The organism is Arthrobacter sp. alpha11c, from assembly GCF_054149985.1.
Window position 1 is genome coordinate 723,462 of sequence record NZ_CP196747.1, and the last position, 21,921, is coordinate 745,382.

The 21,921-nt window shown below is 61.5% G+C and carries 19 protein-coding genes and 1 tRNA gene; 6 read left to right on the top strand and 14 right to left on the bottom strand.

Annotation, left to right across the window (positions count from 1 at the left end; translation table 11 throughout):
- Positions 1 to 54: 54 nt before the first annotated feature.
- Together ACTAQJ_RS03355 and ACTAQJ_RS03360 are read right to left on the bottom strand one after the other, a co-directional pair.
- Positions 55 to 1,761: a sugar transferase gene (locus ACTAQJ_RS03355; RefSeq protein WP_498700680.1), complete on the bottom strand. Its 1,707-nt coding sequence runs from the start codon at positions 1,759 to 1,761 to the stop codon at positions 55 to 57.
- A 276-nt stretch (positions 1,762 to 2,037) separates the two neighbouring features.
- Positions 2,038 to 2,295: a hypothetical protein gene (locus ACTAQJ_RS03360; RefSeq protein WP_431115260.1), complete on the bottom strand. Its 258-nt coding sequence runs from the start codon at positions 2,293 to 2,295 to the stop codon at positions 2,038 to 2,040.
- A gap of 39 nt (positions 2,296 to 2,334) precedes the next feature.
- Between ACTAQJ_RS03360 and ACTAQJ_RS03365 the strand changes: the two genes are divergently transcribed.
- Positions 2,335 to 2,568, top strand: a complete 234-nt coding sequence (locus ACTAQJ_RS03365) for a DUF5703 family protein (protein ID WP_216925728.1) — start codon at positions 2,335 to 2,337, stop codon at positions 2,566 to 2,568.
- Positions 2,569 to 2,598: 30 nt separating this feature from the next.
- Here the strand turns inward: ACTAQJ_RS03365 and ACTAQJ_RS03370 are convergent, their stop codons facing one another.
- Positions 2,599 to 3,759 carry an acyl-CoA dehydrogenase family protein gene (locus tag ACTAQJ_RS03370; protein WP_498700681.1) on the bottom strand — a complete coding sequence of 387 codons (1,161 nt, stop codon included), beginning with the start codon at positions 3,757 to 3,759 and terminating at the stop codon, positions 2,599 to 2,601.
- Positions 3,760 to 3,788: 29 nt separating this feature from the next.
- The gene (locus ACTAQJ_RS03375) at positions 3,789 to 5,093 is read right to left on the bottom strand and encodes a M20/M25/M40 family metallo-hydrolase (protein WP_477515653.1); all 1,305 of its coding nucleotides are present in this window, start codon (positions 5,091 to 5,093) and stop codon (positions 3,789 to 3,791) included.
- A gap of 268 nt (positions 5,094 to 5,361) precedes the next feature.
- On the opposite strand from ACTAQJ_RS03375, the gene ACTAQJ_RS03380 reads away from it, so the two are divergent.
- A tRNA-Leu gene (locus ACTAQJ_RS03380) sits at positions 5,362 to 5,444 on the top strand.
- Between the two features lie 98 nt (positions 5,445 to 5,542).
- On the opposite strand, the gene ACTAQJ_RS03385 is transcribed toward ACTAQJ_RS03380, so the two are convergent.
- From ACTAQJ_RS03385 to ACTAQJ_RS03410, 6 genes are all read right to left on the bottom strand, one after another.
- Entirely contained in the window at positions 5,543 to 5,827 is a 285-nt protein-coding gene (locus ACTAQJ_RS03385) for a hypothetical protein (RefSeq protein WP_498700685.1), read from the bottom strand.
- Positions 5,828 to 5,887: 60 nt separating this feature from the next.
- Complete coding sequence (locus tag ACTAQJ_RS03390) at positions 5,888 to 6,340, bottom strand: SRPBCC family protein (RefSeq protein ID WP_498700687.1); 453 nt, start codon at positions 6,338 to 6,340, stop codon at positions 5,888 to 5,890.
- A gap of 34 nt (positions 6,341 to 6,374) precedes the next feature.
- Positions 6,375 to 7,316, bottom strand: coding sequence for a glycosyltransferase family 2 protein (locus tag ACTAQJ_RS03395; protein ID WP_498700690.1), 942 nt, complete (start codon positions 7,314 to 7,316; stop codon positions 6,375 to 6,377).
- Positions 7,317 to 7,388: 72 nt separating this feature from the next.
- On the bottom strand, positions 7,389 to 8,315 hold the full coding sequence (locus ACTAQJ_RS03400; protein ID WP_498700693.1) for a MaoC/PaaZ C-terminal domain-containing protein: 927 nt from the start codon (positions 8,313 to 8,315) through the stop codon (positions 7,389 to 7,391).
- Positions 8,312 to 9,652, bottom strand: coding sequence for a 3-oxoacyl-ACP reductase (locus tag ACTAQJ_RS03405; RefSeq protein ID WP_431115252.1), 1,341 nt, complete (start codon positions 9,650 to 9,652; stop codon positions 8,312 to 8,314). The genes ACTAQJ_RS03400 and ACTAQJ_RS03405 overlap by 4 nt, the downstream gene beginning before the upstream one ends.
- A gap of 9 nt (positions 9,653 to 9,661) precedes the next feature.
- Positions 9,662 to 11,050 carry an acetyl-CoA C-acetyltransferase gene (locus tag ACTAQJ_RS03410; protein WP_498700696.1) on the bottom strand — a complete coding sequence of 463 codons (1,389 nt, stop codon included), beginning with the start codon at positions 11,048 to 11,050 and terminating at the stop codon, positions 9,662 to 9,664.
- On the opposite strand from ACTAQJ_RS03410, the gene ACTAQJ_RS03415 reads away from it, so the two are divergent.
- Both ACTAQJ_RS03415 and ACTAQJ_RS03420 read left to right on the top strand, forming a co-directional pair.
- Complete coding sequence (locus tag ACTAQJ_RS03415) at positions 11,049 to 11,849, top strand: TetR family transcriptional regulator (RefSeq protein ID WP_498700697.1); 801 nt, start codon at positions 11,049 to 11,051, stop codon at positions 11,847 to 11,849. The two genes, ACTAQJ_RS03410 and ACTAQJ_RS03415, sit on opposite strands and share 2 nt — an antisense overlap.
- A 46-nt stretch (positions 11,850 to 11,895) precedes the next feature.
- Positions 11,896 to 14,034, top strand: a complete 2,139-nt coding sequence (locus tag ACTAQJ_RS03420) for an acyl-CoA dehydrogenase family protein (RefSeq protein ID WP_498700698.1) — start codon at positions 11,896 to 11,898, stop codon at positions 14,032 to 14,034.
- 135 nt (positions 14,035 to 14,169) lie between these two features.
- Here ACTAQJ_RS03420 and glgA read toward each other — a convergent pair whose 3' ends face one another.
- Complete coding sequence (gene glgA, locus ACTAQJ_RS03425; RefSeq protein ID WP_498700702.1) at positions 14,170 to 15,366, bottom strand: glycogen synthase; 1,197 nt, start codon at positions 15,364 to 15,366, stop codon at positions 14,170 to 14,172.
- A gap of 93 nt (positions 15,367 to 15,459) precedes the next feature.
- Here glgA and glgC point away from each other — a divergent pair, with 93 nt between their 5' ends.
- Together glgC and ACTAQJ_RS03435 are read left to right on the top strand one after the other, a co-directional pair.
- Positions 15,460 to 16,872 (top strand): glucose-1-phosphate adenylyltransferase, encoded by a 1,413-nt coding sequence (gene glgC / locus ACTAQJ_RS03430; protein ID WP_431115247.1) that lies wholly within the window; start codon positions 15,460 to 15,462, stop codon positions 16,870 to 16,872.
- Positions 16,873 to 16,947: 75 nt separating this feature from the next.
- The gene (locus ACTAQJ_RS03435; RefSeq protein WP_498700707.1) at positions 16,948 to 18,399 is read left to right on the top strand and encodes an SDR family NAD(P)-dependent oxidoreductase; all 1,452 of its coding nucleotides are present in this window, start codon (positions 16,948 to 16,950) and stop codon (positions 18,397 to 18,399) included.
- A 75-nt stretch (positions 18,400 to 18,474) separates the two neighbouring features.
- Here the strand turns inward: ACTAQJ_RS03435 and ACTAQJ_RS03440 are convergent, their stop codons facing one another.
- From ACTAQJ_RS03440 to ACTAQJ_RS03450, 3 genes are all read right to left on the bottom strand, one after another.
- Positions 18,475 to 19,326 (bottom strand): transglutaminase family protein, encoded by an 852-nt coding sequence (locus tag ACTAQJ_RS03440; RefSeq protein WP_477515641.1) that lies wholly within the window; start codon positions 19,324 to 19,326, stop codon positions 18,475 to 18,477.
- Positions 19,323 to 20,249: an alpha-E domain-containing protein gene (locus ACTAQJ_RS03445; RefSeq protein ID WP_216925742.1), complete on the bottom strand. Its 927-nt coding sequence runs from the start codon at positions 20,247 to 20,249 to the stop codon at positions 19,323 to 19,325. The genes ACTAQJ_RS03440 and ACTAQJ_RS03445 overlap by 4 nt, the downstream gene beginning before the upstream one ends.
- A gap of 97 nt (positions 20,250 to 20,346) precedes the next feature.
- Positions 20,347 to 21,903, bottom strand: coding sequence for a circularly permuted type 2 ATP-grasp protein (locus tag ACTAQJ_RS03450; protein ID WP_498700712.1), 1,557 nt, complete (start codon positions 21,901 to 21,903; stop codon positions 20,347 to 20,349).
- Between the last annotated feature and the right edge of the window lie 18 nt (positions 21,904 to 21,921).

A 21,921-nucleotide genomic window follows, 5' to 3' on the forward strand; every position in this document is an offset into this window, starting at 1 on the left:
CGGATTCTGTGTTGGCTAGCTCGGTTCTTTCTCAGGTAATGCTTGTTGTGCCGCTCAGTAGGCACCGGAGGGCTGGATCATGGCCCTGAACGTCCGCCACATGATCATCAGGTCGCCCGCTATCGACCAGTTTTCGACGTAATAGAGGTCCAGGCGGACGGCTTCATCCCAGGGAAGGTCCGATCGTCCATTGATCTGCCACAAGCCAGTAATTCCCGGTTTGATGAGCAGCCGGCGATGGGTATGCCGTTCGTAGCCACTGACTTCGCGAAGGAGCGGCGGACGCGGGCCTACCAGGCTCATGTTCCCGGCCAGCACATTCCAGAACTGGGGTAGCTCGTCCAAGGAGTACTTGCGCATCCAACGGCCGCAGTTGGTGATGCGGGGATCATCGCGCATCTTGAAGAGGACACCGGCGCCCTGGTCCTTTCCGCTGAGTTCTTCCAGTCGCGCTTCGGCATCAACCACCATGGAACGGAACTTCAGCATCTGAAAGGTGGTGCCTCGCCTGCCAATCCGTTCCTGCCGGAAAAGCACCGGACCCGGGCTGTCCAACCTGACTATCAGCGCCAAAACAGCCAACAGTGGCGCCAGGCAAAGCAAAGCAGCAGCCGAGACCACAACGTCCATCAGGCGCTTGAGTGTGTGTTTGCCACCGGAGTAGTGCGGAATATCCACGTGCATCAAGGGCAGACCCTCAACGGGACGCCAGTGAATGCGCGGGCCTGCCACGTTGGTCAACGTTGCCGCCAGGACCAATTCAGCGGCATCTTCTTCCAAGCGCCAGCCCAACTCCTGGATGAACTGGCTGCCCCCAGGGACCGGACCGGCAACGATCACCGCGTTGGCGCCCGTCTGACGCACAGTGTGGGCAATGCCGTAAATCGATGACAGGACAGGAACGCGCTCGTTGTCTACCACCAGGACGGCGCCACGCCGAGCCCCTGGAAGGCATGCCCCCAGGATGTTGTACGCGGCACCGGACTTCCGGTTGATTTGCTTGATGACGTATCTGACGTCCTGTGGCTCCCCCACCACAATGGCACGGGAGAGGCAGCGGCCGCGAGACTTTTCGCGCGTCAGCCATCGGCGGAACATCCAGCGGCTCCCTGTCAGGGCTACCAAGCCCACCGGCAGGGACACCAGGACGAATGAGCTTGCGGACTCCAGCCGGAAAACGACTGCCACGAGCCCCAGGAAACCGAAAACGCGCAGGCTTGCGGACAGGACACGCTTGTATTCTTCGGGCCCAACCCCGAGTACTTTCGGATCCCTTGTCCGGTAGACCTCCAGCGCGCCCAGCCAGGCAATGCCAAGTATGAAACCGAGCATGAGGTGCCGCTCATGTCCCGTGCCGCCTGCCGCAACGGCCAGACCGTCAGTGTTCAGGAGGAAACCCGATGTGACTGCTGCCGCTACCAGGGCGCTGTCTGCCAATCGAAGACTGTTGGTGAGCGCCTTGGTCCAACCGGACCGGTTGTACCGCTCAGACCGGCGGGATGGGTTGGACAGGGAAGACGCGCTGCGGGAGTTGCGGTGGGTGACTGGCGGCTTGAGGTCCAGGGTGACATCTGCCCTCAACGCCGCCAGTCCCGCCTTTTCAGCCCGTTGTGCAGCAACGGACCTGTCAATCCAGGGAGACACCGGCGGATTGACATCGACAACAGCCGGTTTCGCTGTGAACGCCGCGCCCAAGGAAAAGTCGTGCGCACCTTGTGGTGCTGCCACCTTGCCCGAACGCAAGACTGGAACTTTTACCATGTCAGCCTTCTTCGCAGACCTGCCGTTGCCTACATCCCAGTGAAGCGGCGGCTGTCAGGAGGCGCACCAGTAGTCGGTACTCAAGTTTGCGCAGGTTTACCCATGGCTCCTACGTGCGAGTACCTAGCCGGATGAGGCAGGACTACGTGCTTTAAACCTCACGGAACCACCGAAAACCGCTACATTTCGGGCAGGAAACAGGACAAAGAGGTCGCGAAACGACACAAAAAACCGGCCACCGTCGGTGGCCGGTTAGTTGCCGCTTATTGAAGGTTGCTAGTCCTCCAGGCTTTCGAGGTCTTCGTCAAGGATCTCGTCATCGTCCTCTTCCTCGTCATCAAACACTTGCAGCGGAGTAACCTCGGAATATGCCTCGTACAAGGCGTCTTCGTAAACCTCGAAGGCATCTGCGACGGCGAAGAACGCCGCCTCGACGTTGGGATCACCCTCGCCCCGACGGGCGGAAGCGGCGGCCAAATGCTCTTCCAGGGCAGCAGTCAATGACTGAAGCGCGACACGCGGATCGATGCTCATGACTTCACGTTAGCCCGAAAAGGACGAAAATGGAGAGGGATGAAGGAACAATTTCGAGGCAGCTCCGAAGAGCGCCAACGTGACTATGCACGTCAGTACGAGTACCTCGTACTGACGGTAGGACCTGACGATTCACTGCCCGAAGCCCGGCGTCGGCTCGCAGAGCACTCGGAGTACGGGAAGTGGGAGTTGGAACGCAGCCGTCTATACCTCGGCGGCGGCAGACGTTTCTGGCTGCGCCGCAAAGTCTATTCCGTGCAGCGCACAGTTTAGTCAGCTGGTTTCCTCAGCTGTCCGGTTTCCTCAGCTGTCCAAGGGTCCCAACCAAGCGTTTGCCACCGTGCTATGCGCGGATTCGTCATTGGACGGATGGAAAATTCCAGCGAGAACGTCCCGGTAGAGGCGTTCCAGTTCCGAACCGCGGAAGTAACTGGATCCTCCCGTGACCCTGATCGCCAGATCCACCACGTAGCGGGCATTTTCTGTGGCCCGCGACTTGAGTCCAACAAGCTTGGGGAACCACTGGGCTCCATGGTCCACCAGGTTGTCGACGTCGCGCGCTACTGCCGACAACTGGGGATAGATGCCGTCCATGGCCAGGGCTGCGTCGGCAACTTTCCAACGGATGTCCGGGTCCTGGGCGAAACTGCGTCCTCCGTGCTTCGCCGAGACCCGTCGCTTGACGCTTTCAATGCCCAGCATGAATGCGCGCTCCGCCAATCCCGTGTAGACGGCTGCCAACAAGGTCTCAAAGCAGGCAAAGATTGCGAAAATCAGTAAGTCCTGGTTAGGCCCGACAGGCAGTTTACGAAAGATCCGCTCGGCAGGAACCGCGGCTCCCTGCAGCAGTGTGGTGTTCGAGGCACTGGCCCGCATGCCCAGGGTGTCCCAATCGTCAAGGGTTTCGTGCCCGGGTTCATCACGATGGATGAAACCGAAAACCAGCTCGCCCTCTCCATTCCTGGCCTTAGCGTCCTTGCCGAACGTTCCCAGACGGGTCCAGCCACGGGAGAGGCTCGTGAAGATCTTCCGTCCGGTGAATCGATAACCTCCATCGGGCAAGGGCTCTGCAACGGTCGTGGAATCGAACAGCATTGAATCGTTGCCCGCTTCCGAAATTCCGAAAGCGAACACTTCCCCCTTGCCGGCTTCCTTCAGCACGAAGTCCAGCGAGTCCTCTCCCCTGGCAGCCATTACGTGCGCGACGCCGGTCCAGACCAAGTGCATGTTGACTGCCAACGCTGTGGCAGGCGCTGCCGTGGCGAGGCGCTGCTGCAACGCAGCTACCGCTTCCAGACCCAGTCCCATCCCGCCGTCGGCAACTGGCACGAACAGTTTCAGGTAACCGGCGGCTGCCAGCTCTTCAAGGTCTTCATGGAAGAAGAGGTTGTTTTGGTCATAACCGGCCGCCCGCCCGCGCAGCCGTTCCAACAGTTCATCCGGAAGGATTTCCTCTGGAGTCATCGCGAACCGTCTTTCCTGGGGATTGCTTTTTAGTAGTTGCTCAGCAGCCTGTTGAGGACCCGCGCGCCGAACTGCAGGGACTCGGCCGGCACCCTCTCGTCCACTCCGTGGAACATGCCCGTGAAGTCAAGCTCGTCCGGAAGCATCAGAGGAGCGAAGCCATACCCGGTGATACCAATCTTGCTCAAGGATTTGTTGTCCGTGCCTCCGGAGAGGGTGTAGGGAAGCACCTTGGCTCCCGGGTCCTCTGAGTGCAAGGCGTCGATCATGGAGTCCACCAGATTGCCGGCAAACGGCACCTCCAGCGAGACATCCTTGTTGACGTAACTGATCTCAATGCCGTCCCCAGCGAGTTCCTTGATGGTCTCGAACACCAGTTCCTGCTGGCCGGGCAGCGTGCGGCAATCCACGAATGCCTCGGCCGATTCCGGGATGACATTGTGCTTGTAGCCCGAGCGGAGAAGGGTGGGGTTGGAGGTATTTTGCAGCGTTGCCCCCACAAAGCGGGCGACCGTGCCAAGCTCCTTGAGCAGGATGTCCGGGTTGTCGGCATCGAACTCGACTCCGGTGAGTTCAGTCACGCCGTCCAGGAACTGCCTGGTGGTGGGAGTCAGCTCCACAGGCCACTTGTATTCGCCGATTCTGGTGACGGCCGCCGCGAGCCGGGTGATCGCGTTGTCCGTATTGATTTGCGAGCCGTGGCCAGCCCGTCCATGGGCCACCAGCCGCAACCAGGACAAGCCCTTTTCGGCAGTTTGAAGCAGGTAGGTTCGCTGGCCGCCGATAGTCGCGGAGAAGCCGCCCACTTCGGAGATAGCCTCCGTGGCGCCATCGAACAATTCGCGCCGGTGCTCCACGGCATACCGGGCGCCATAAGTGCCGCCGGCCTCCTCGTCTGCGAAGAAGGCGAAAATGATGTCCCGCTTGGGCCTGCGACCAGTCCTGGCGAAGTCCCGCATCACTGACAGGATCATGGCATCCATGTCCTTCATGTCCACGGCACCGCGACCCCAGATCAGTCCGTCCTTCAACTCACCACTGAAGGGGTCAACGCTCCACTGATCCTTCAGGGCCGGTACAACGTCCAGGTGTCCGTGGACCACCAGCGCGTCAGCTGAGGGGTCCTCCCCCGCCATGCGCGTGACCACGTTGGCGCGTCCCGGTGCTGACTCGAAAATCTCGGCCTCGAGACCCACTTCCGTGATCAGGCCGGCCGTGTACTCTGCAGCAGCACGTTCGCCTGGTCCAGTGTCGTCGCCGAAGTTGGAGGAGTCGATCCGGATGAGCTCCTGGCAGATCCGGACAACTTCGTCTTCGGGGCGGATGACAGACATGGAAATTCTCCTTGCGTTGGCTGGGCTGCAGGTGCCGGCGACGCGCACTGCGGACCCCGCAGCTCTACCGTCCCGTGTTCCACCAGCCTACTCACCGGAAGCGCCGTCGGTTGAGCAATTCCGGGCGCCGCCACGCGTTGAAAGCCAGCAGCCCGTCCTGACCAGCATCGATTTTTTAGTTGCTTCAAACCGTGTTAGAGTTTTTCTCGCTGCTTCGGAGGAAAATGAAGCACCGGAAGGTGCAGAATGGCTTCTCTGAACACCACCTGCGCGGGTGGCGGAATGGCAGACGCGCTAGCTTGAGGTGCTAGTCCTCGAAAGGGGGTGGGGGTTCAAGTCCCCCTCCGCGCACAAAGAAGGCCCCGGGAAACCGGGGTTTTTTTGTGCCCTCAACCATGCCTGGGCCCATTTCCAACCACGGGCCCCGTTTCAGTCCTGGGTGGCGTGTACTAAGCCAACGGCCAGCCCCTCCATGACTCCTGGGCTACCCGTTTGATCTGTCCGGCTGGAAACCATTCCACATGATAGTCCCGCCTGTCATCCATCCACTCCACAAGGCCGTAGGTACGTGTGTACTTGATCGCCCGTCCATAGACTTCACCTACGCGGACAAGCGGTTGGGCACCCTGCTCCAGCTCCATAATTTTGCCATCGTCAGGTTTGGGGTGCTTTGCCTCAGCCTCGGTCTGCAACATCATGCGGGCGAAAGCCTTGGAGTCTTGCTTGGGTCTCATGGACTAAGAATAGAACATATATTCGAATATGGCTGAGGGTCTGCACAAAGGCATCACTTGTCAGTTGCCCTGGCGGGCTGCCTTTTCCACCGCTGCCAGCATGCTTTCGAAGGTCGCCGTCAGCATTCTGTCAATCAGAGGGCCGGTCAGGCGGCCGACGGGCCCACCCTTGGGCACATAACGGTAGTCAAAGGCCATCGCTGTTCCATCGCCATCTGGCTGGAGGACGAGCCTGGACTTCGCTTGTTTGAAGGGCACCAGTGCCGACGGCTCGTTCTTCGTTGCGAGGGCGCGGCCTTCCTCCCACTCGGTGACAGTTTCGATCATCGAGCCGACAGGCGACAGGTGCACCTGACGGCGGGCGCCCAGCCCTTGGGTCTTGTTACCGACGGCTTGTGATGCCCTTAGTCCGTCCCAGACGTCGGCGAGGTTCCCGAAATCCGCTAACACAGCCCAGAGGGATGCACTGGATGCGGCCGCTTGTCGCCGTACGGTCAGGTGGCGTTCCCTCATGATCATCACTCCCGGCTGATGGAATTTACGTGGCTCATGGTTTGACGGACAGGCCGTGCCCCTGAACGTGCCGCTCTTGAGGAGCACGTCGAACTGCAAGAACGTGGTCGGCCGCGTCCAGGGTCAACCGGGGAAGCTTGGCAAGTCGTCTCCACAGGAGGTAGATCCGAATATCCACTCCCTTGCGTTCGAACCGCGACATGAAGACGTCCCTGCAGGATGAATAGCACAGCCGAAGGGATTCCCGAAGGCCACCAAATTGCCCCGACCTCACCAGCAGAAGACCCACATGACCAACGAGCGCGGGCACCAGAAACAGAGCTGGTGTGTGGCACCACTTGAAGCGAAGTTCGCTACGCCAACGCAATTGGCGCCTACGCAGAGGTTGACGGTCAGGGTTCGGGCAGTGCTCCACCGGATCCGAGGTTCCGTGCCTGACTACGAGGCCGGAAGCCAACAGGCGAATCGATACATCCGATTCCTCACAGTAGAACCTATAGGATTCACGCAAACCGCCACAGGCCAGTACGGCGTCCCGGCGCAGTGCATGTGCCGCGCCGATAAAGCTCCGTGCCAGCTGAACAGTATCCCCGGATTGGTCGCCCTGCATCAGGGCGCCGTTCTCGGCAAAGGGGACCGCAACTGCGGCAATTGCAGGCGAGGAAAAGTCGGCCACGGTTTGCCGAGCCGTGGAGGCGGACGTGAAGTACGCGTCATCATCGAGGATGAGGACGAACGGAGTGGATGCTGCCCGGATGCAGATGTTCCGGGCAGCGATCAAACCGACATTCTCCTGACCCGTAATAAGCTCAACGGCGGGAAACTGCTCTCGGACCACCTCTGAAGTGCCGTCCGAGGATGCGTCGTCATAGACGATGATGGGAATTGCGGGTTCCTGGGCGAGGGCGCTGGAGAGCAGCCTCTTCAGATCATCAACTCGGTTGTAGGTCGAGACGCACAAACTGATCTGGTTCATGTGGCAAGACTCTCCTCCTGCGGGCGGTCCGTCTGAAGAGAATATCCCTCCCCTAAGAATTTATGGAGAGCCTTATGACAATGGAGCCACGCTGCCCCTGAAATGACGCCGGCCGCTGCGCGGGTTCCACGCCACGTAGTCCGAACGCTGCCAGGCCCCGGTTTCCGCCTGGAGGGTGGAGATGTCCAGCGCCACCCTGGCCGGCAGAAACACCGGCGCTTCAAACGTCACGTCCCAGCTGAAGGCGTCAGACTTAACCGCTCCGACGTCTGCCAACGCTCGGGAGGCAAGGTACATGCCGTGGGCAATGGATCCCCTCAGACCCAATGCCTTGGCCGATAGGACGCTCAAATGGATGGGATTGAAATCGCCCGAGACGGCGGCATAACTGCGTCCGATGTCCAGGTCCAGTTTCCACAGGGCCGTGGGGTCCGGCGGGGAAAAGTTGCCACCATCCCCGGAGCCGCTTGAGTTTCCCGGCTTGTCGATACCAGGCAGGAAGACCCCTTTCGCAAGGTATGTGGAAATTCCCCGCCACAAGAGCACGCCTGAGGAGCTGGAGCGGACTTCGGCGATGACATCGACTTGCGTACCCGCCCGGTGACCCGAAAGGTTCTCCGACCAAGACCGGATGTCCAGGGCTTCTGTGAACTGGATGGGAACCCACTGCTCCACATGGTTCCTGAGGTGGATCATCCCGAGCAAAGGCAACGGAAAATCATCCCGGTTCATCACACTCATGGACACCGGAAAGGCCAGCGCGTGGACGAATCCTGCCGGCAGGATGTCGCTGGCGGTCTCCCCCAGAAGGTGCTGGTAGGCGGTCAGGTTGGCGACGTCCGCCTGGACTCCCTTGACCTCGTGGCTAACCGCGGGCAATGTTGCCTGCCCCGCCGATGACCCCAGCACGCGCCGGCGGGCGGCAGTTGCCGCGGCATTCATGTAGAGCTTGGACAGCGATGGCAGCTCCCCAAGGATGACCGGCTGCGGTTTGCTCATGCTCCCACCAATTGCTGTCCGCACACGCGAAGGACTTCGCCCGAGATTCCTCCCGCGGCATCGCTCGCCAGGAAAGCGATGGCTTCCGCCACGTCCTGAGGCTGGCCACCCTGCCTGAGGGAATTGACCCTTCGCGCAGCTTCCCGGATGGCGAACGGCATCCGGGCCGTCATCTCTGTTTCAATAAACCCCGGTGCTACGGCGTTGATCGTCCCCCCGAAGGACTCCATGAGCGGCGCCGTTGAGCGCACCATTCCGATGACGCCACCCTTGGACGCGGCATAGTTGGTCTGGCCTCTATTACCGGCAATCCCGCTGGTGGATGCCACCGATACGATGCGCGGCTTGTCCTTGAAGTGCTCCGATGCCAGGAGGGTCTCGTTGATCCTCAATTGCGCGGCGATGTTGACGGCGATGACAGACTGCCAGCGGCCCTCATCCATGTTGGCCAGGAGCCGGTCGCGGGTGATGCCGGCGTTGTGGACTACGACGTCGAGCCTGCCATGGCGTTCCACTGCGTGGTCGATGATCCGGTGACCGGCGTCGTCCCGGGTGATGTCGAGCTGGAGGGCGGTCCCATGGACCTCGTTGGCCACTGCCGCCAAATGATCCCCCGCTGCAGGGACATCCACCAGCACAACCTTTGCGCCATCACGGTGGAGCGTCCTGGCGATCGCGGCACCAATGCCCCGCGCTGCACCAGTGACCACGGCAACTTTTCCGGCAAGGGGTTTGTCGGCGTCGAAGGGCAGGCTACCGGAGGAAGAACTGATCGTCAGGAACTGGCCATCCACGTAGGCGGAGCGGCCGGAAAGGAAGAATCGGAGGGCTCCCAGCGCGGACGGGCTGGTGGTGGCTAAATCTGCGTCGAGAAGAATGCCATTTGCGGTTGCTCCGGCACGCAATTCCTTGGCCAGTGAACGCAGGAGGCCATCGATGCCCTGCCGGGCCGCGGCGGAAGCGGGCGCGGGTGCCGACTTGACCGTCCTGGAGACGGTAATGACGCGTCCGTTGGGCGCGAGGTCCCGCATAGAGGCGCCAATTGCCAGCACAGGCTTGTGCAAGTCCTCTGGGTGCTGAACGGCGTCGAGGACAAGAACGATTGCCCCGAGCTTTTCCTTGGGCAAGGCGTGGCGACGGATGTCCAGGCCCCAGCCAAGAAGCGTGGTGGCGAGGTCATCCGCGCCGCGGCTGTCACCGTTGACCAGCACCGGCCCAGTGATGAGCGGCGCGCCTGGCTGGTGTCGACGCAGTTCAACAGGCTGCGGCAGGCCGAGCCTTTTGGCGACGTCCTTGCCCAGTCCCTGGCTGACGAGTTTGGTGTACTTGTCTGTCATCAGGCTCCCCTAGGCTGCTTCCAGAATGGCAACTACGCCCTGCCCGCCGGCAGCGCACACGGAAATCAGGCCACGTGCCGGCCTTCCATCCACGGCGCCTTTTTCATGGAGCATCTTTGCCAGCGAGGCCACGATCCTGCCACCGGTTGCAGCAAATGGGTGCCCGGCAGCGAGCGAAGAACCGTTGATGTTGAGCTTGGTACGGTCCACCTTTCCCAAGGCGCCGTCCAGCCCCAACCGCGTTCGTCCGAAGTCCTCGTCTTCCCAGGCAGCCAGGGTGCTGAGGACGGTCCCGGCGAACGCCTCATGGATTTCGAAGAAGTCGAAGTCCTCCAGAGTCAGCCCATGGCGGGCGAGGAGGCGCGGTACGGCGAAGACCGGCGCCATCAGAAGTCCGTCCTTGCCGTGGACGAAGTCGACGGCGGCCGCCTCACCGTCCAGGACGGTGGCGAGCTTGGGCAGGCCGCGGCTGTCCGCCCACTCTTCGGTGGCAAGCAGGACCGTTGCGGCGCCATCGGTCAGCGGCGTCGAATTGCCGGCGGTCATTGTGGCCTCGGATCCCAGGTTCTTGCCAAAGACAGGCTTCAACGTGGAGAGCTTCTCCAAGGTGGTGTCCGCGCGAAGATTCGAGTCCCGGTTCAGGCCCCGGTAGGGAGTGATGAGGTCGTCGAAGAAGCCTCGTTCGTAGGCGCCGGCGAGGTTGCGGTGGCTGTTGAAGGCCAGCTCGTCCTGTGCCTCCCGGCTGATGTTCCAGTGTGCCGTGGTGAGGGCTTGGTGTTCGCCCATGGAGAGGCCGGTACGTGGTTCGCCGGTGTTGGGAGCATCGGGGGCCAGATCCTTTGGACGGATACGGGCCAGGACCTTCAGCTTCTGGACGGAGGTCTTGGCCCGGTTGAGGTCCAGCAGGATCTCCCGCAGCCCTTCGCTGACGGCAATCGGGGCATCGGACGCAGAGTCAACACCGCCGGCGATCGCGGATTCGATCTGGCCAAGCTTGATCTTGTTCGCAAGCCCAAGCACGGTTTCCAGTCCCGTTGCACATGCCTGTTGAAGGTCGTATGCGGGTGTCTCTGGAGATAACGCCGAACCGAGTACAGCCTCCCGGGTGAGGTTGAAGTCCCGTGAATGCTTCAGCACGGCTCCAGCCGCTACTTCGCCGATCCGCTCATCCTGCAACCCGAAGCGCGCGATCAGCCCATCCAATGCAGCAGTAAGCATGTCCTGGTTGGAGGACTTCACGTAGGCGCCGCCCGTCCGGGCAAAGGGGATCCGGTTGCCTCCGACGATGACGGCAGAACGTGTCCCTTGAATGCCTTTGTCTTGCTCGGCGCTCCGCTCTGCGCTTGCGAAGCCGTTTGTACCTGTGTTCGTGCCCGCGGGTGCGTCTGCTGCAGCCATGCTTGACTCCTTATATGAATACCAGTTACTGATACCCAGCGTACCTGATACGCTGGGTATCGTGAACCGTCGTCGTACAGATTTTCCACACGAACCTGCCTCTTCCGGGGCTGGTGCTGTTGATACCGCCGTCGAGTCCGGCAACGCCGTCCCGGACACTGCGGTAGATGGGCGCGCCGCGAGGTGGCAGAGCCATCGCGAGGAGCGTCGGCGCGAGCTCATCAAGGCAGCACGCAGGGCTGTGCACGCCTTGGGCAGTGAGTCGTCCATGGAAGACATCGCCGGTGCCGCGGGCACCTCAAAGTCGGTGTACTACCGCTATTTCGGCGATAAGGCCGGCCTTCAACAGGCCATGGGAGAAGTGGTGTTGGGGCAAATGCAACGCCGCATGAAAGAAGCGGCCCAATTGGCGCAGACGCCACGTGAAGGGCTCTACGCCATGGTTTCGGCCTACCTGCAAATGGCGGAATCCAGCCCCAACGTTTATGCGTTCATCACCCGGTTGACGCCCGGGGAAGCTTCCTCGCAGGATGCCATTGCGGCGTCGGGCGCTCTGGGAAACTTCTTCGAACAAATCACCGACATGATCGCCACACCCATGCGGCAGTATCTCGGTGGAGAGAAAGAGGCGTTGATCGAGTACTGGCCCACGGCAGCCATAGGGCTCGTTCGGAACGCCGGCGAAATGTGGCTGGGAAGCCCTGCCTCCGACAGCAAGCCGAACCAGGCAACCATGGCCGGGCACATTACGGACTGGCTATGCCTGGGCATCGCTCCTGAACTCAAAGCAGCCAACTGACATGAGCAAAGATCCATCAGTTGTAAGAACCAAAGAAGGAATCAACATGACTGAAGTAGTGGACCGGGCGCCATCAGCCCATCAACCGTCCGGCCGCGAGGACGCGGCCATGCGCACCAGTGGATCCGGCAGCACTGGATCCGGCAAGCAGGGTGCGGATCCGATGGTGGATGTCGCGGCGCTGGGTGAGCAGCTCTTGGGCAAGTGGGCTCACATCCGGCACCAAGCCCGCGAAGTAGCGGGTCATCCCGATGTCCAGAAGATCGAAGGCCTGCACCACACGGAACACCGGGCCCGCGTGTTTGAACAGTTGAAGTTCCTTGTAGATAACAATGCCGTCCACCGGGCGTTCCCCACGCGCCTGGGAGGCTCGGATGATCACGGCGGCAATATCGCCGGATTTGAAGAGCTCGTCACGGCCGACCCCTCGCTGCAGATCAAGGCCGGGGTTCAGTGGGGCCTCTTCGGCTCCGCTGTCATGCACCTTGGTACCCGGGAGCACCACGACCAATGGCTCCCCGGGATCATGAGCCTGGCAATTCCCGGTTGTTTCGCGATGACCGAGACGGGGCACGGCTCCGACGTCGCAAGCATCGCCACGACGGCCACCTATGACGAAGTGAACCAGGAATTCATCATCAACACCCCCTTCCGGGCAGCCTGGAAGGACTACATCGGCAACGCCGCGAACGATGGCCTGGCCGCCGTCGTGTTCGCGCAGCTGGTAACCAAGAACGTTAACCACGGCGTCCACGCCTTCTACGTAGAGCTGCGCGACCCCACCACCAAAGAATTCCTGCCAGGCATCGGCGGGGAGGATGACGGCATCAAGGGCGGCCTCAACGGCATCGACAACGGCAGGCTCCACTTCACCGATGTCCGTATCCCCCGCACCAACCTCCTGAACCGATACGGCGATGTAGCTGCCGACGGAACGTACTCGTCAACCATCGAGAGCCCGGGCCGCCGCTTTTTCACGATGCTAGGAACCCTGGTCCAGGGCCGGGTCTCCTTGGACGGGGCAGCTGTGGCGGCCAGCAAGGTGGCGCTCAAAACAGCCATCCAGTACGCCACCGAACGCCGTCAGTTCAACGCTTCCTCCCCCACTGACGAAGAAGTCCTGCTGGACTATCAGCGTCACCAGCGGCGCCTGTTCACGCGGCTTGCCACGACCTACGCCGCCAGTTTTGCCCACGAGCAGCTCCTGCAAAAGTTCGACGACGTCTTCTCCGGTGCCCATGACACCGACGCCGACCGCCAGGATCTGGAAACCTTGGCGGCCGCGCTGAAGCCCCTCAGCACCTGGCATGCGCTGGACACCTTGCAGGAATGCCGCGAAGCCTGCGGTGGCGCGGGATTCCTGATTGAGAACCGCTTTGCCTCGTTGCGCGCGGACCTTGACGTTTATGTGACTTTTGAAGGCGACAACACCGTCCTGCTGCAGTTGGTGGCCAAGCGTCTCCTGGCCGATTACGCCAAGGAATTCCGCAGCGCAGACTTCGGCGTGCTTGCCCGCTATGTAGTGGACCAGGCCGCGGGTGTCGCCTTGCACAGGACGGGCCTTCGCCAGGTTGCCCAGTTCGTAGCGGACACGGGTTCGGTGCAGAAAGCAGCACTGGCTTTGCGCGACGAGGAAGGCCAGCGGACCCTGCTGACTGACCGCGTGCAGTCCATGGTGGCAGAAGTAGGTGCTGCGCTGAAGGGCGCCAATAAGCTGCCGCAGCACCAGGCGGCAGCCCTGTTCAACCAGCACCAGCATGAACTCATCGAAGCCGCTCAAGCCCATGCCGAGCTCCTCCAGTGGGAGGCATTCACGGAGGCGCTGGCCGAGGTTTCCGATGAGGGAACCAAGCGGGTCCTCACCTGGCTGCGGGATCTGTTCGGGCTTTCGCTCATCGAGAAGCACTTGTCGTGGTACCTCATGAACGGCCGGTTGTCGATGCAGCGCGGCCGGACCGTAGGGACGTACATCAACCGTTTGTTGGTCAAGATCCGTCCGCACGCCCTGGACCTCGTGGATGCCTTTGGCTATGGTCCTGAGCACCTGCGGGCAGCTATCGCGACCGGCGCTGAAGCAAGCCGCCAGGACGAGGCCAGTACCCACTTCCGTAAGCAACGCGCCAGCGGATCCGCACCAGCGGACGAGAAGTCACTCCTGGCGCTGAAGGCGTCCAAGTCCCGGTAACAGTACGAGATTTCTGGTCAGTGAACTTTTTCGGAAGTTTCGCAAAACCACGACGGCGCCGTCCCCACTCAAGGGGGCGGCGCCGTCGTGGTTTTGACTGCTTTTCCGGACGGGCCGGGGCTGAACCAACGCTGCTCAGTTAAGAACTGAGCGGTATACCTCAAGGGTGGTTTCAGTGATCGATTCCCACGAGAAATGTTCCTCGGCGCGGCGCCTGCCTGCCATGCCCATCTTGCGCGCGCGCTCTGGATCTGCCACAACCTCGTTCAAGGCTGCGGCGAAGTCGGCCACAAATTTCTGTGGATCCAGGGGCGTTCCCGTACCGTCGGTAATCTGCTCCAAGGGGACCAGCAGGCCGGTTTCGCCATGCTGGACCACCTCTGGAATGCCGCCGGTTGCGCTTGCTACCACAGCGGCGCCGCAAGCCATCGCTTCAAGGTTTACGATGCCCAGCGGTTCGTAGATGGAGGGGCAGGCGAATGCCGTGGCATGGCTGAGGACCTGGATGAGTTCCCGGCGCGGGAGCATCCGCTCAATGAGGATCACGCCCTCGCGTTTGCTTTGGAGCTCCTCAATGAGGCGTGCTGTTTCAGCTGCCAATTCGGGAGTGTCAGCTGCGCCCAGGCAGAGGACGAGTTGAACATCGGCGGGAAGGCTGGAAGCGGCGCGAAGCAGGTAGGGGACGCCCTTTTGGCGGGTGTTCCGGCCAACAAACACGACGCTTGGCTTGGCCGGATCTATACCCAACGCGCGGATGGCGTCGTCCTCTTCGTCCCGTTCCCAGAGGGAAACGTCGATCCCGTTATGTACAACCCGGACCTTCGCCGGGTCAACGTCAGGGTAGCTGCGCAGGATGTCCTGCCGCATTCCATCCGATACGGCAATGATCGCCGCGGCCGCTTCGTAGGCCGTCTTCTCCACCCATGAGGACAACGCATAGCCGCCACCGAGCTGTTCGGCCTTCCACGGACGCAGCGGTTCCAGGCTGTGGGCGCTCAACACGTGGGGAATGCCATGCAGCAGCGAAGCGAGGTGTCCTGCCATGTTGGCGTACCAGGTGTGCGAGTGGACGAGGTCCGCTCCCGCAATGTCCGGAACGATCCGAAGATCCACGCCCAACGTCTGGAGCGCAGCATTGGCGTCGCCGAGGTCCTCAGGTGTGGCGTAGGAGGCCACGGTGGCACCATGGTAGTCGGCATCACGTGGGGCGCCAAACGCCCGGACATGAAGATCCACGTGCTTCGCCAGCACACGGCTGAGCTCGGCAACGTGGACACCGGCACCGCCATAAATTTCCGGAGGGAATTCTTTAGTCACAATGTCTATTCGCACGTTACCCAACGTAGTCGTTCCGGCGTATGTGTTCTAGTGTGAAAGGGTCCGGAAAATCGGACTTTTGGGGGCTACGAAGACGTACGGGGAGCTATGACCATGGCGTTGAAGAAAGTATTGGCAATCGTGTTGGCTGGCGGCGAAGGCAATCGCCTCATGCCTTTGACGGCGGACAGGGCAAAGCCAGCTGTTCCGTTTGCGGGGGGCTACAGGCTTATTGACTTTGCACTATCGAATCTGGTCAATTCGGGATATTTGAAAATCGTGGTTCTGACGCAGTATAAATCGCACAGCCTTGACCGCCATATCTCCGAGACCTGGCGCATGTCCACACAGTTGGGCCGCTACGTAGCTTCCGTTCCCGCACAGCAGCGCGTCGGCAAGAGCTGGTTCCTTGGCAGTGCCAACGCCATCTACCAGTCTCTGAACCTTATTCACGATGACGCTCCGGACATTGTGGTTGTGGTCGGCGCAGACCACGTTTACCGCATGGACTTCTCACAAATGGTGGAACAGCACATTGCCAGTGGCGCGAAGGCTACCGTCGCAGCCGTACGGCAGCCGCTGAACATGGCCAACCAATTCGGTGTGATTGAAGTTGACCAGAACGATCCCCAGAAGATCGCGGCATTCGTGGAGAAGCCGGCCAGCACGCCCGGGCTTGCGGCCGATCCCACTCAGTTCCTCGCCTCCATGGGCAACTATGTCTTCAACGCGGACGCCCTTGTTGAGGCGCTGCATGTGGACGCCGAGCGCCTGGATACAAAGCACGACATGGGCGGGGACATCATTCCCTACTTCGTGGACAAGGGTGAGGCCGGAGTCTATGACTTCACGCTTAATGACATCCCTGGTGCGACGGAACGTGACCGTACGTACTGGCGGGACGTTGGCACCATCGACTCCTTCTACGACGCCCACGTTGACCTCATCTCCCCCGTTCCCATCTTCAATCTCTATAACTCCGAGTGGCCCATCTACACCCGCCAGAGCATCTCCCCTCCCGCCAAGTTTGTCCGCGGCGGGAACAGCACGGTGGGTACCGCGCTGGACTCCATCGTGGCCAGCGGTGTGGTCATCTCAGGCGGCATCGTTGAAGGGTCCGTGCTCTCCAACGACGTCTTCGTGGAGGCGGGCAGCCGTGTCCAGGACTCAGTACTGATGGATAAGGTCCGCGTCGGCGAAGGTGCAGTGATCAAGCGGGCAATCCTGGACAAGAACGTCAAGGTCCCGGCCGGCGCCGCGATCGGACTGGACCCGGCGTTGGACAAGGCCCGTGGCTACAAGGTCACCGAATCCGGGATCACAGTCCTTGCCAAGGGACAGCTTGTTCCTGAACCTGGCGAAGAGGAGCTCGCGTTGTCCGCAGAGTACCGCCGGGGCCTGCCGGAAGCCGTTAAGGCTGCCACGCAGGATGACCCCGATATCCGGGATTCTGCAGAAAAGGTAGCTGCCGGCATCCAGGCCCGGGTGGTAGACGCAGCATCGCAGGGCGCTGGCCGCTAGGCTCCCGCCCAGCACCGGCTGCGCTGGTAGAACCCGAGGCAGGCCTCAGGCTCCCAAGGCTGTAAAATCAGGTCAATGAGCTCCACCGATCTGACGCCTGAAGAGATCCAGGCCTGCCTCAAGGTTCTGACCACAATCCACGTCTATGACGAGGAGCACCCGGACTACGTCGCCGTCCGTCGTGCAACGGGCAAGATGTTCAAAGCCGTCAAACGGCACCGCCGCGTCACCAAGCGGGACCTGATCGCGGAAGCCGACCGTGCAGTCATTGCCCTCACCGCAACAGCTGCGCCGGACCGCATTGATGACGAAACCCGTGGCAACAAGCTTGCTCCTTCAGCAACCGGCGAGGTCGCGGGCCACCTGATCCGTTCACGGCCCTGCTACATCTGCAAGCAGCACTACACGCAGGTGGATGCGTTCTACCACCAGCTGTGCCCCGAGTGCGCTGCATTCAGCCACAGCAAACGCGACGCCCGCACCGACCTCACGGGCCGCAACGCCCTGTTGACCGGTGGCCGCGCCAAGATCGGTATGTACATTGCGCTCCGTCTGCTCAGGGATGGCGCCCACACCACCATCACAACACGCTTCCCCAAAGACGCGGCACGTCGATTTGCCGCAATGGAAGACAGCGCGGATTGGCTGCACCGCCTGCGGATCGTTGGCATTGACCTCCGTGATCCCGCCCAGGTGATGGCCCTGACGGACTCCCTGAACAAGGCCGGCCCGCTGGACATCATCATCAACAATGCCGCGCAAACCGTGCGACGCTCCGGCAACGCCTACAAACCTTTGGTTGACGCCGAGGACGAGCCCTTGCCGGCCGCATTGGAGGCTGCCAACGGAGGCCCCGAGCTGGTCACGTTCGGCCACGCCCATGACAAGCATCCACTGGCCCTGGCCAGCAGCGTCACCGAACATCCTGTCCTTGCCGGAGACGCCATCACTTCCCTGGCGCTCTCTACTGGCTCGGCGTCTTTGGCCCGGATCGAATCCGGAACGGCCATCGATGCCGGTGGGCTGGTCCCTGACCTCGCCTCCATTAACAGCTGGACGCAGGTAGTGGACGAAGTGGATCCGCTCGAAATGCTCGAAGTTCAGCTGTGCAACGTCACAGCTCCGTTCCTGCTGGTCAGCCGTCTCCGCGATGCCATGAAGCGTTCAACGGCATGGCGAAAGTACATCGTGAACGTTTCGGCCATGGAGGGGCAGTTCTCCCGCGCCTACAAGGGTCCGGGACATCCTCACACCAATATGGCCAAGGCTGCCTTGAACATGATGACGCGCACCAGTGCCCAGGAAATGTTGGATTCCGATGGCATCCTCATGACCGCCGTGGACACCGGCTGGATCACCGATGAACGTCCGCACTACACCAAGGTGCGGCTCATGGAAGAAGGATTCCATGCGCCCTTGGACCTGGTGGACGGTGCTGCCCGCGTGTACGACCCCATCGTGATGGGCGAGAACGGCGAGGACCAGTACGGAGTGTTCCTCAAGGACTACAAGCCCTCCCCCTGGTAAATCCAAAATTCTTCGAGTGTGTTTACAGATATGGCCCCCAAGCGCTTCTTGGGGGCCTATCTGTTCACAAACTACTTATGCGAGGCGGGTGATCTCCACGGAAACGGATAGCCCCGAACCTCCGCCGCCGGAAAGAATGCCTTTCAGGGGCGGAACATCCCGGTAATCCCGTCCCCTCGCCACAGTCACGTGGTAGTCGCCGGCAGGCTTATGGTTAGTGGGATCCCAGCTGCGCCATTCGCCGTCCCACCATTCCAGCCACGCGTGGGACTGCCCGGCAACGGTTTCGCCGATGTCAGCGGAGGACCGCGGATGGATGTAGCCCGAAACGTAGCGGGCCGGTATGCCCCGGCTACGCAACGCGCCAATGGCCAAATGGGCAAGGTCCTGGCAGACACCCTGGCGTTGCGTCCACGCCTGCTCGGCATTCGTCGTGACGCCTGTGGTGCCCTTCATGTACGTCATCTCCCCGGCCATCCACGAAAAGACGGCCAACGCCGCCTCATGGGGGTTCTTGCCATCGACCACGCCTGGGATGATGCCGAGGACTTCCTCACCTGGACCGCTCAAGCGTGACTGGGGCAGCCAATCGCTGAATTCGTCCTGGATCTTCTCCGAGGCGATGACGTCCCAGCCCACGATGTCGTCCTCGGTTGCCACTCGCTCGGTCCGGTGCACTTCCACGGTGGCCGTGGCAAGGACCTCGAGGCTCTCGTGGGGCATCTGCATATCGAAGGCAGTGACGCGCGTGCCCCAGTAGTCGCGGTAGGTGCTGACCGAAGCCTGGTTGGGTGAAACCTTCAACGAGGATTCCAGGACCACCTGCTGGCCGTCCGTCAACGGAGTCATCCGGGCCTCGTTGTAGGACAACGTCACGCGTCGGTTGTATTTGTAGGCCGTCTTGTGGACGATGCTCAGCCGGGTCATGAAACTTCTCCCACCCAGGCATGCTCATCAGCCTGATTGAAGTACTTACGGGAAATCGCGTCCGAAGCCTGGGTCACAGCCTTCTGCACACGTTCCATATGCTCGGGCAATTCGGACATCAGGTCATCCGTCCGGTGGAACTCAAGGAACGTTCTGGCCTGCCCAACAATCCGACGGGCATCGTTGATGAAGCCGACCCGCTGGGCTGAAGGGTCCAGCTTTGCCAGGCACTCATCCGCGTCGCGCAGGGCGTAGACGATCGAGCGAGGGAACAACCGGTCCAGAAGCAGGAACTCGGCTGCGTGCTGGTCGCCAAATGCGGCCCTCCGGGTCCGGATGAAGGACTCGTACGCGCCAGCGCACCGCAGCATGTTCACCCAGGACATTCCGGCGGACTGCACATCCCGCGTGGACAACATGCGCGCTGTCATGTCGGCACGCTCAAGCGAACGCCCGAGGACCATGAACAGCCAGCTCTCGTCATGGCTGACGGTGGTGTCGGCCAGCCCGCGCACCATGGCGGTCCGCTCAAGGACCCAGTTGCAGAAACGGTAGGTTCCCACGACGTCCTTGCGATGCTGGCTGAGGCCGTAATACGTGGTGTTCAGGCTTTCCCAGAGTGACTGCGAGACGGTCTCCCGCGCCCTGCGGGCGTTCTCACGTGCAGCGCCAAGCGAGCCCGCGATGGAGGACGCGCTCTGCTTGTCATACGCAAGTGCATGCAGCAGCTCGGGCAGGCCGAAGTCTTCGCTTTGTGGCTTCGCGCCCATTACGGCGAGGAGTTCACGGGCAACACTGCGTTGCTCTTCAAGGGGCAGGTGGTTCAGGCGCTCCAGGTGCACGTCCAGGATCCTGGCAGTGCCGTCGGCCCGCTCTACATAGCGTCCGATCCAGAAAAGTGACTCGGCAATACGGCTCAGCATGAAACTGCGCCTCCTTCGCGTGGTGCTTGTCGAAGTTCAGGGGTCAATGGAGCTGGGGTCAATGGAGCAGGGGTCCTTCTCAGGCCTGCAATCCGGATCATTGCTGCTGCTCCGTCTGGCGGTCCCGCCAATTGCTTTCCACGGGCCACACAGAAACCTGTTCGCGGACCGTCACGGACTGGCGCGGAATGATCTCGGCAGGCATCTGTGGCGAATTGGCCAACACCCAGGTGTCCTTGGAACCGCCGCCCTGGCTGGAATTCACAATCAGGGAACCTTCCTTGAGCGCCACACGGGTCAGGCCACCGGGAAGGACCCAGACGTCGTCGCCGTCGTTGACTGCAAAGGGGCGGAGGTCCACGTGCCGCGGGCCGAATTTGTCTCCGGAGAGCGTGGGCACTGTGGAGAGTTGAAGAACGGGCTGGGCGATCCAGCCACGCGGATCTGCAATCACGCGCTTCCGCAAAGCGTCAAGCTCGTCCTTGGAAGCATCCGGGCCAATGACCAGGCCCTTGCCGCCTGAACCATCGACTGGCTTGACCACCAGCTCCTCCAAGCGGTCCAGAACATGTTCCCTGGCTTCCTTTTCCTCGAGCCGGAAAGTGTCGACGTTGGCGATGATCGGCTCTTCGTGAAGGTAGTACCGGATCAGGTCAGGCACGTAACTGTACACGAGCTTGTCATCGGCTACGCCGTTGCCTACGGCGTTGGCGATGGTCACGCCACCAGCGCGGGCTGCGTTGACCAGGCCAGGGCAACCGAGCATGGAATCGGAACGGAACTGCAAGGGATCCAGGAAGTCGTCGTCGATGCGCTTGTAAATGACATCCACGCGCTGTTCGCCGGCTGTGGTCCGCATGTACACACGGTTGCCGCGGCAGATCAGGTCCCGGCCTTCCACCAATTCCACGCCCATGAGTCCGGCAAGGAGGGTGTGCTCAAAGTATGCACTGTTGAAGACACCTGGCGTGAGGACCACAACCGTGGGATCGTCGACGCCGGCCGGGGCGGTCTTGCGCAGCGCTGAGAGGAGCCTGCGGGGGTACTCCTCCACGGGCCGGATGTGCTGCTGGCCGAATGCCTCGGGCAGGCCCTTGGCCATGGCGCGGCGGTTCTCCAGAACGTAGCTCACTCCGGAGGGGACGCGAACATTGTCCTCAAGGACACGGAAGGTGCCTTCGGCATCACGGACGACGTCGATGCCGGAGACGTGCACGCGGACGCCGCCGGAGGGTTCGAAGCCGTGAACGGCGCGGTGGAAATGGGCGCTTGTGGTGACGAGTTGCCGTGGAATGACGCCGTCAGCCACTACAGCCATCCGGCCATACACATCGTTGAGGAACGCTTCAAGGGCCTTGACCCGCTGTGCCACGCCGCGCTCGAGGACATCCCACTCGTCGGCGGGGATAACGCGCGGGACGATATCCAGCGGGAACGGCCGCTCCTCCCCCGCATAGTCGAACGTCACGCCGCGGTCCAGGAACGTGCGTGCCATGGAATCGGCGCGTGCGGTGACGTCAGCCAGCGAAAGCTCGCGCAGTGCACCGGCAACCTGACCGTAGGATTTTCTGGCGAAGTGGCCTGGGGCGAACATCTCGTCGTAGGCGCCGCTGCGCGCAGCGGCCTCGGAATAATCCTGAAATAGGTCAGACATGGGAATTAGACAATCACC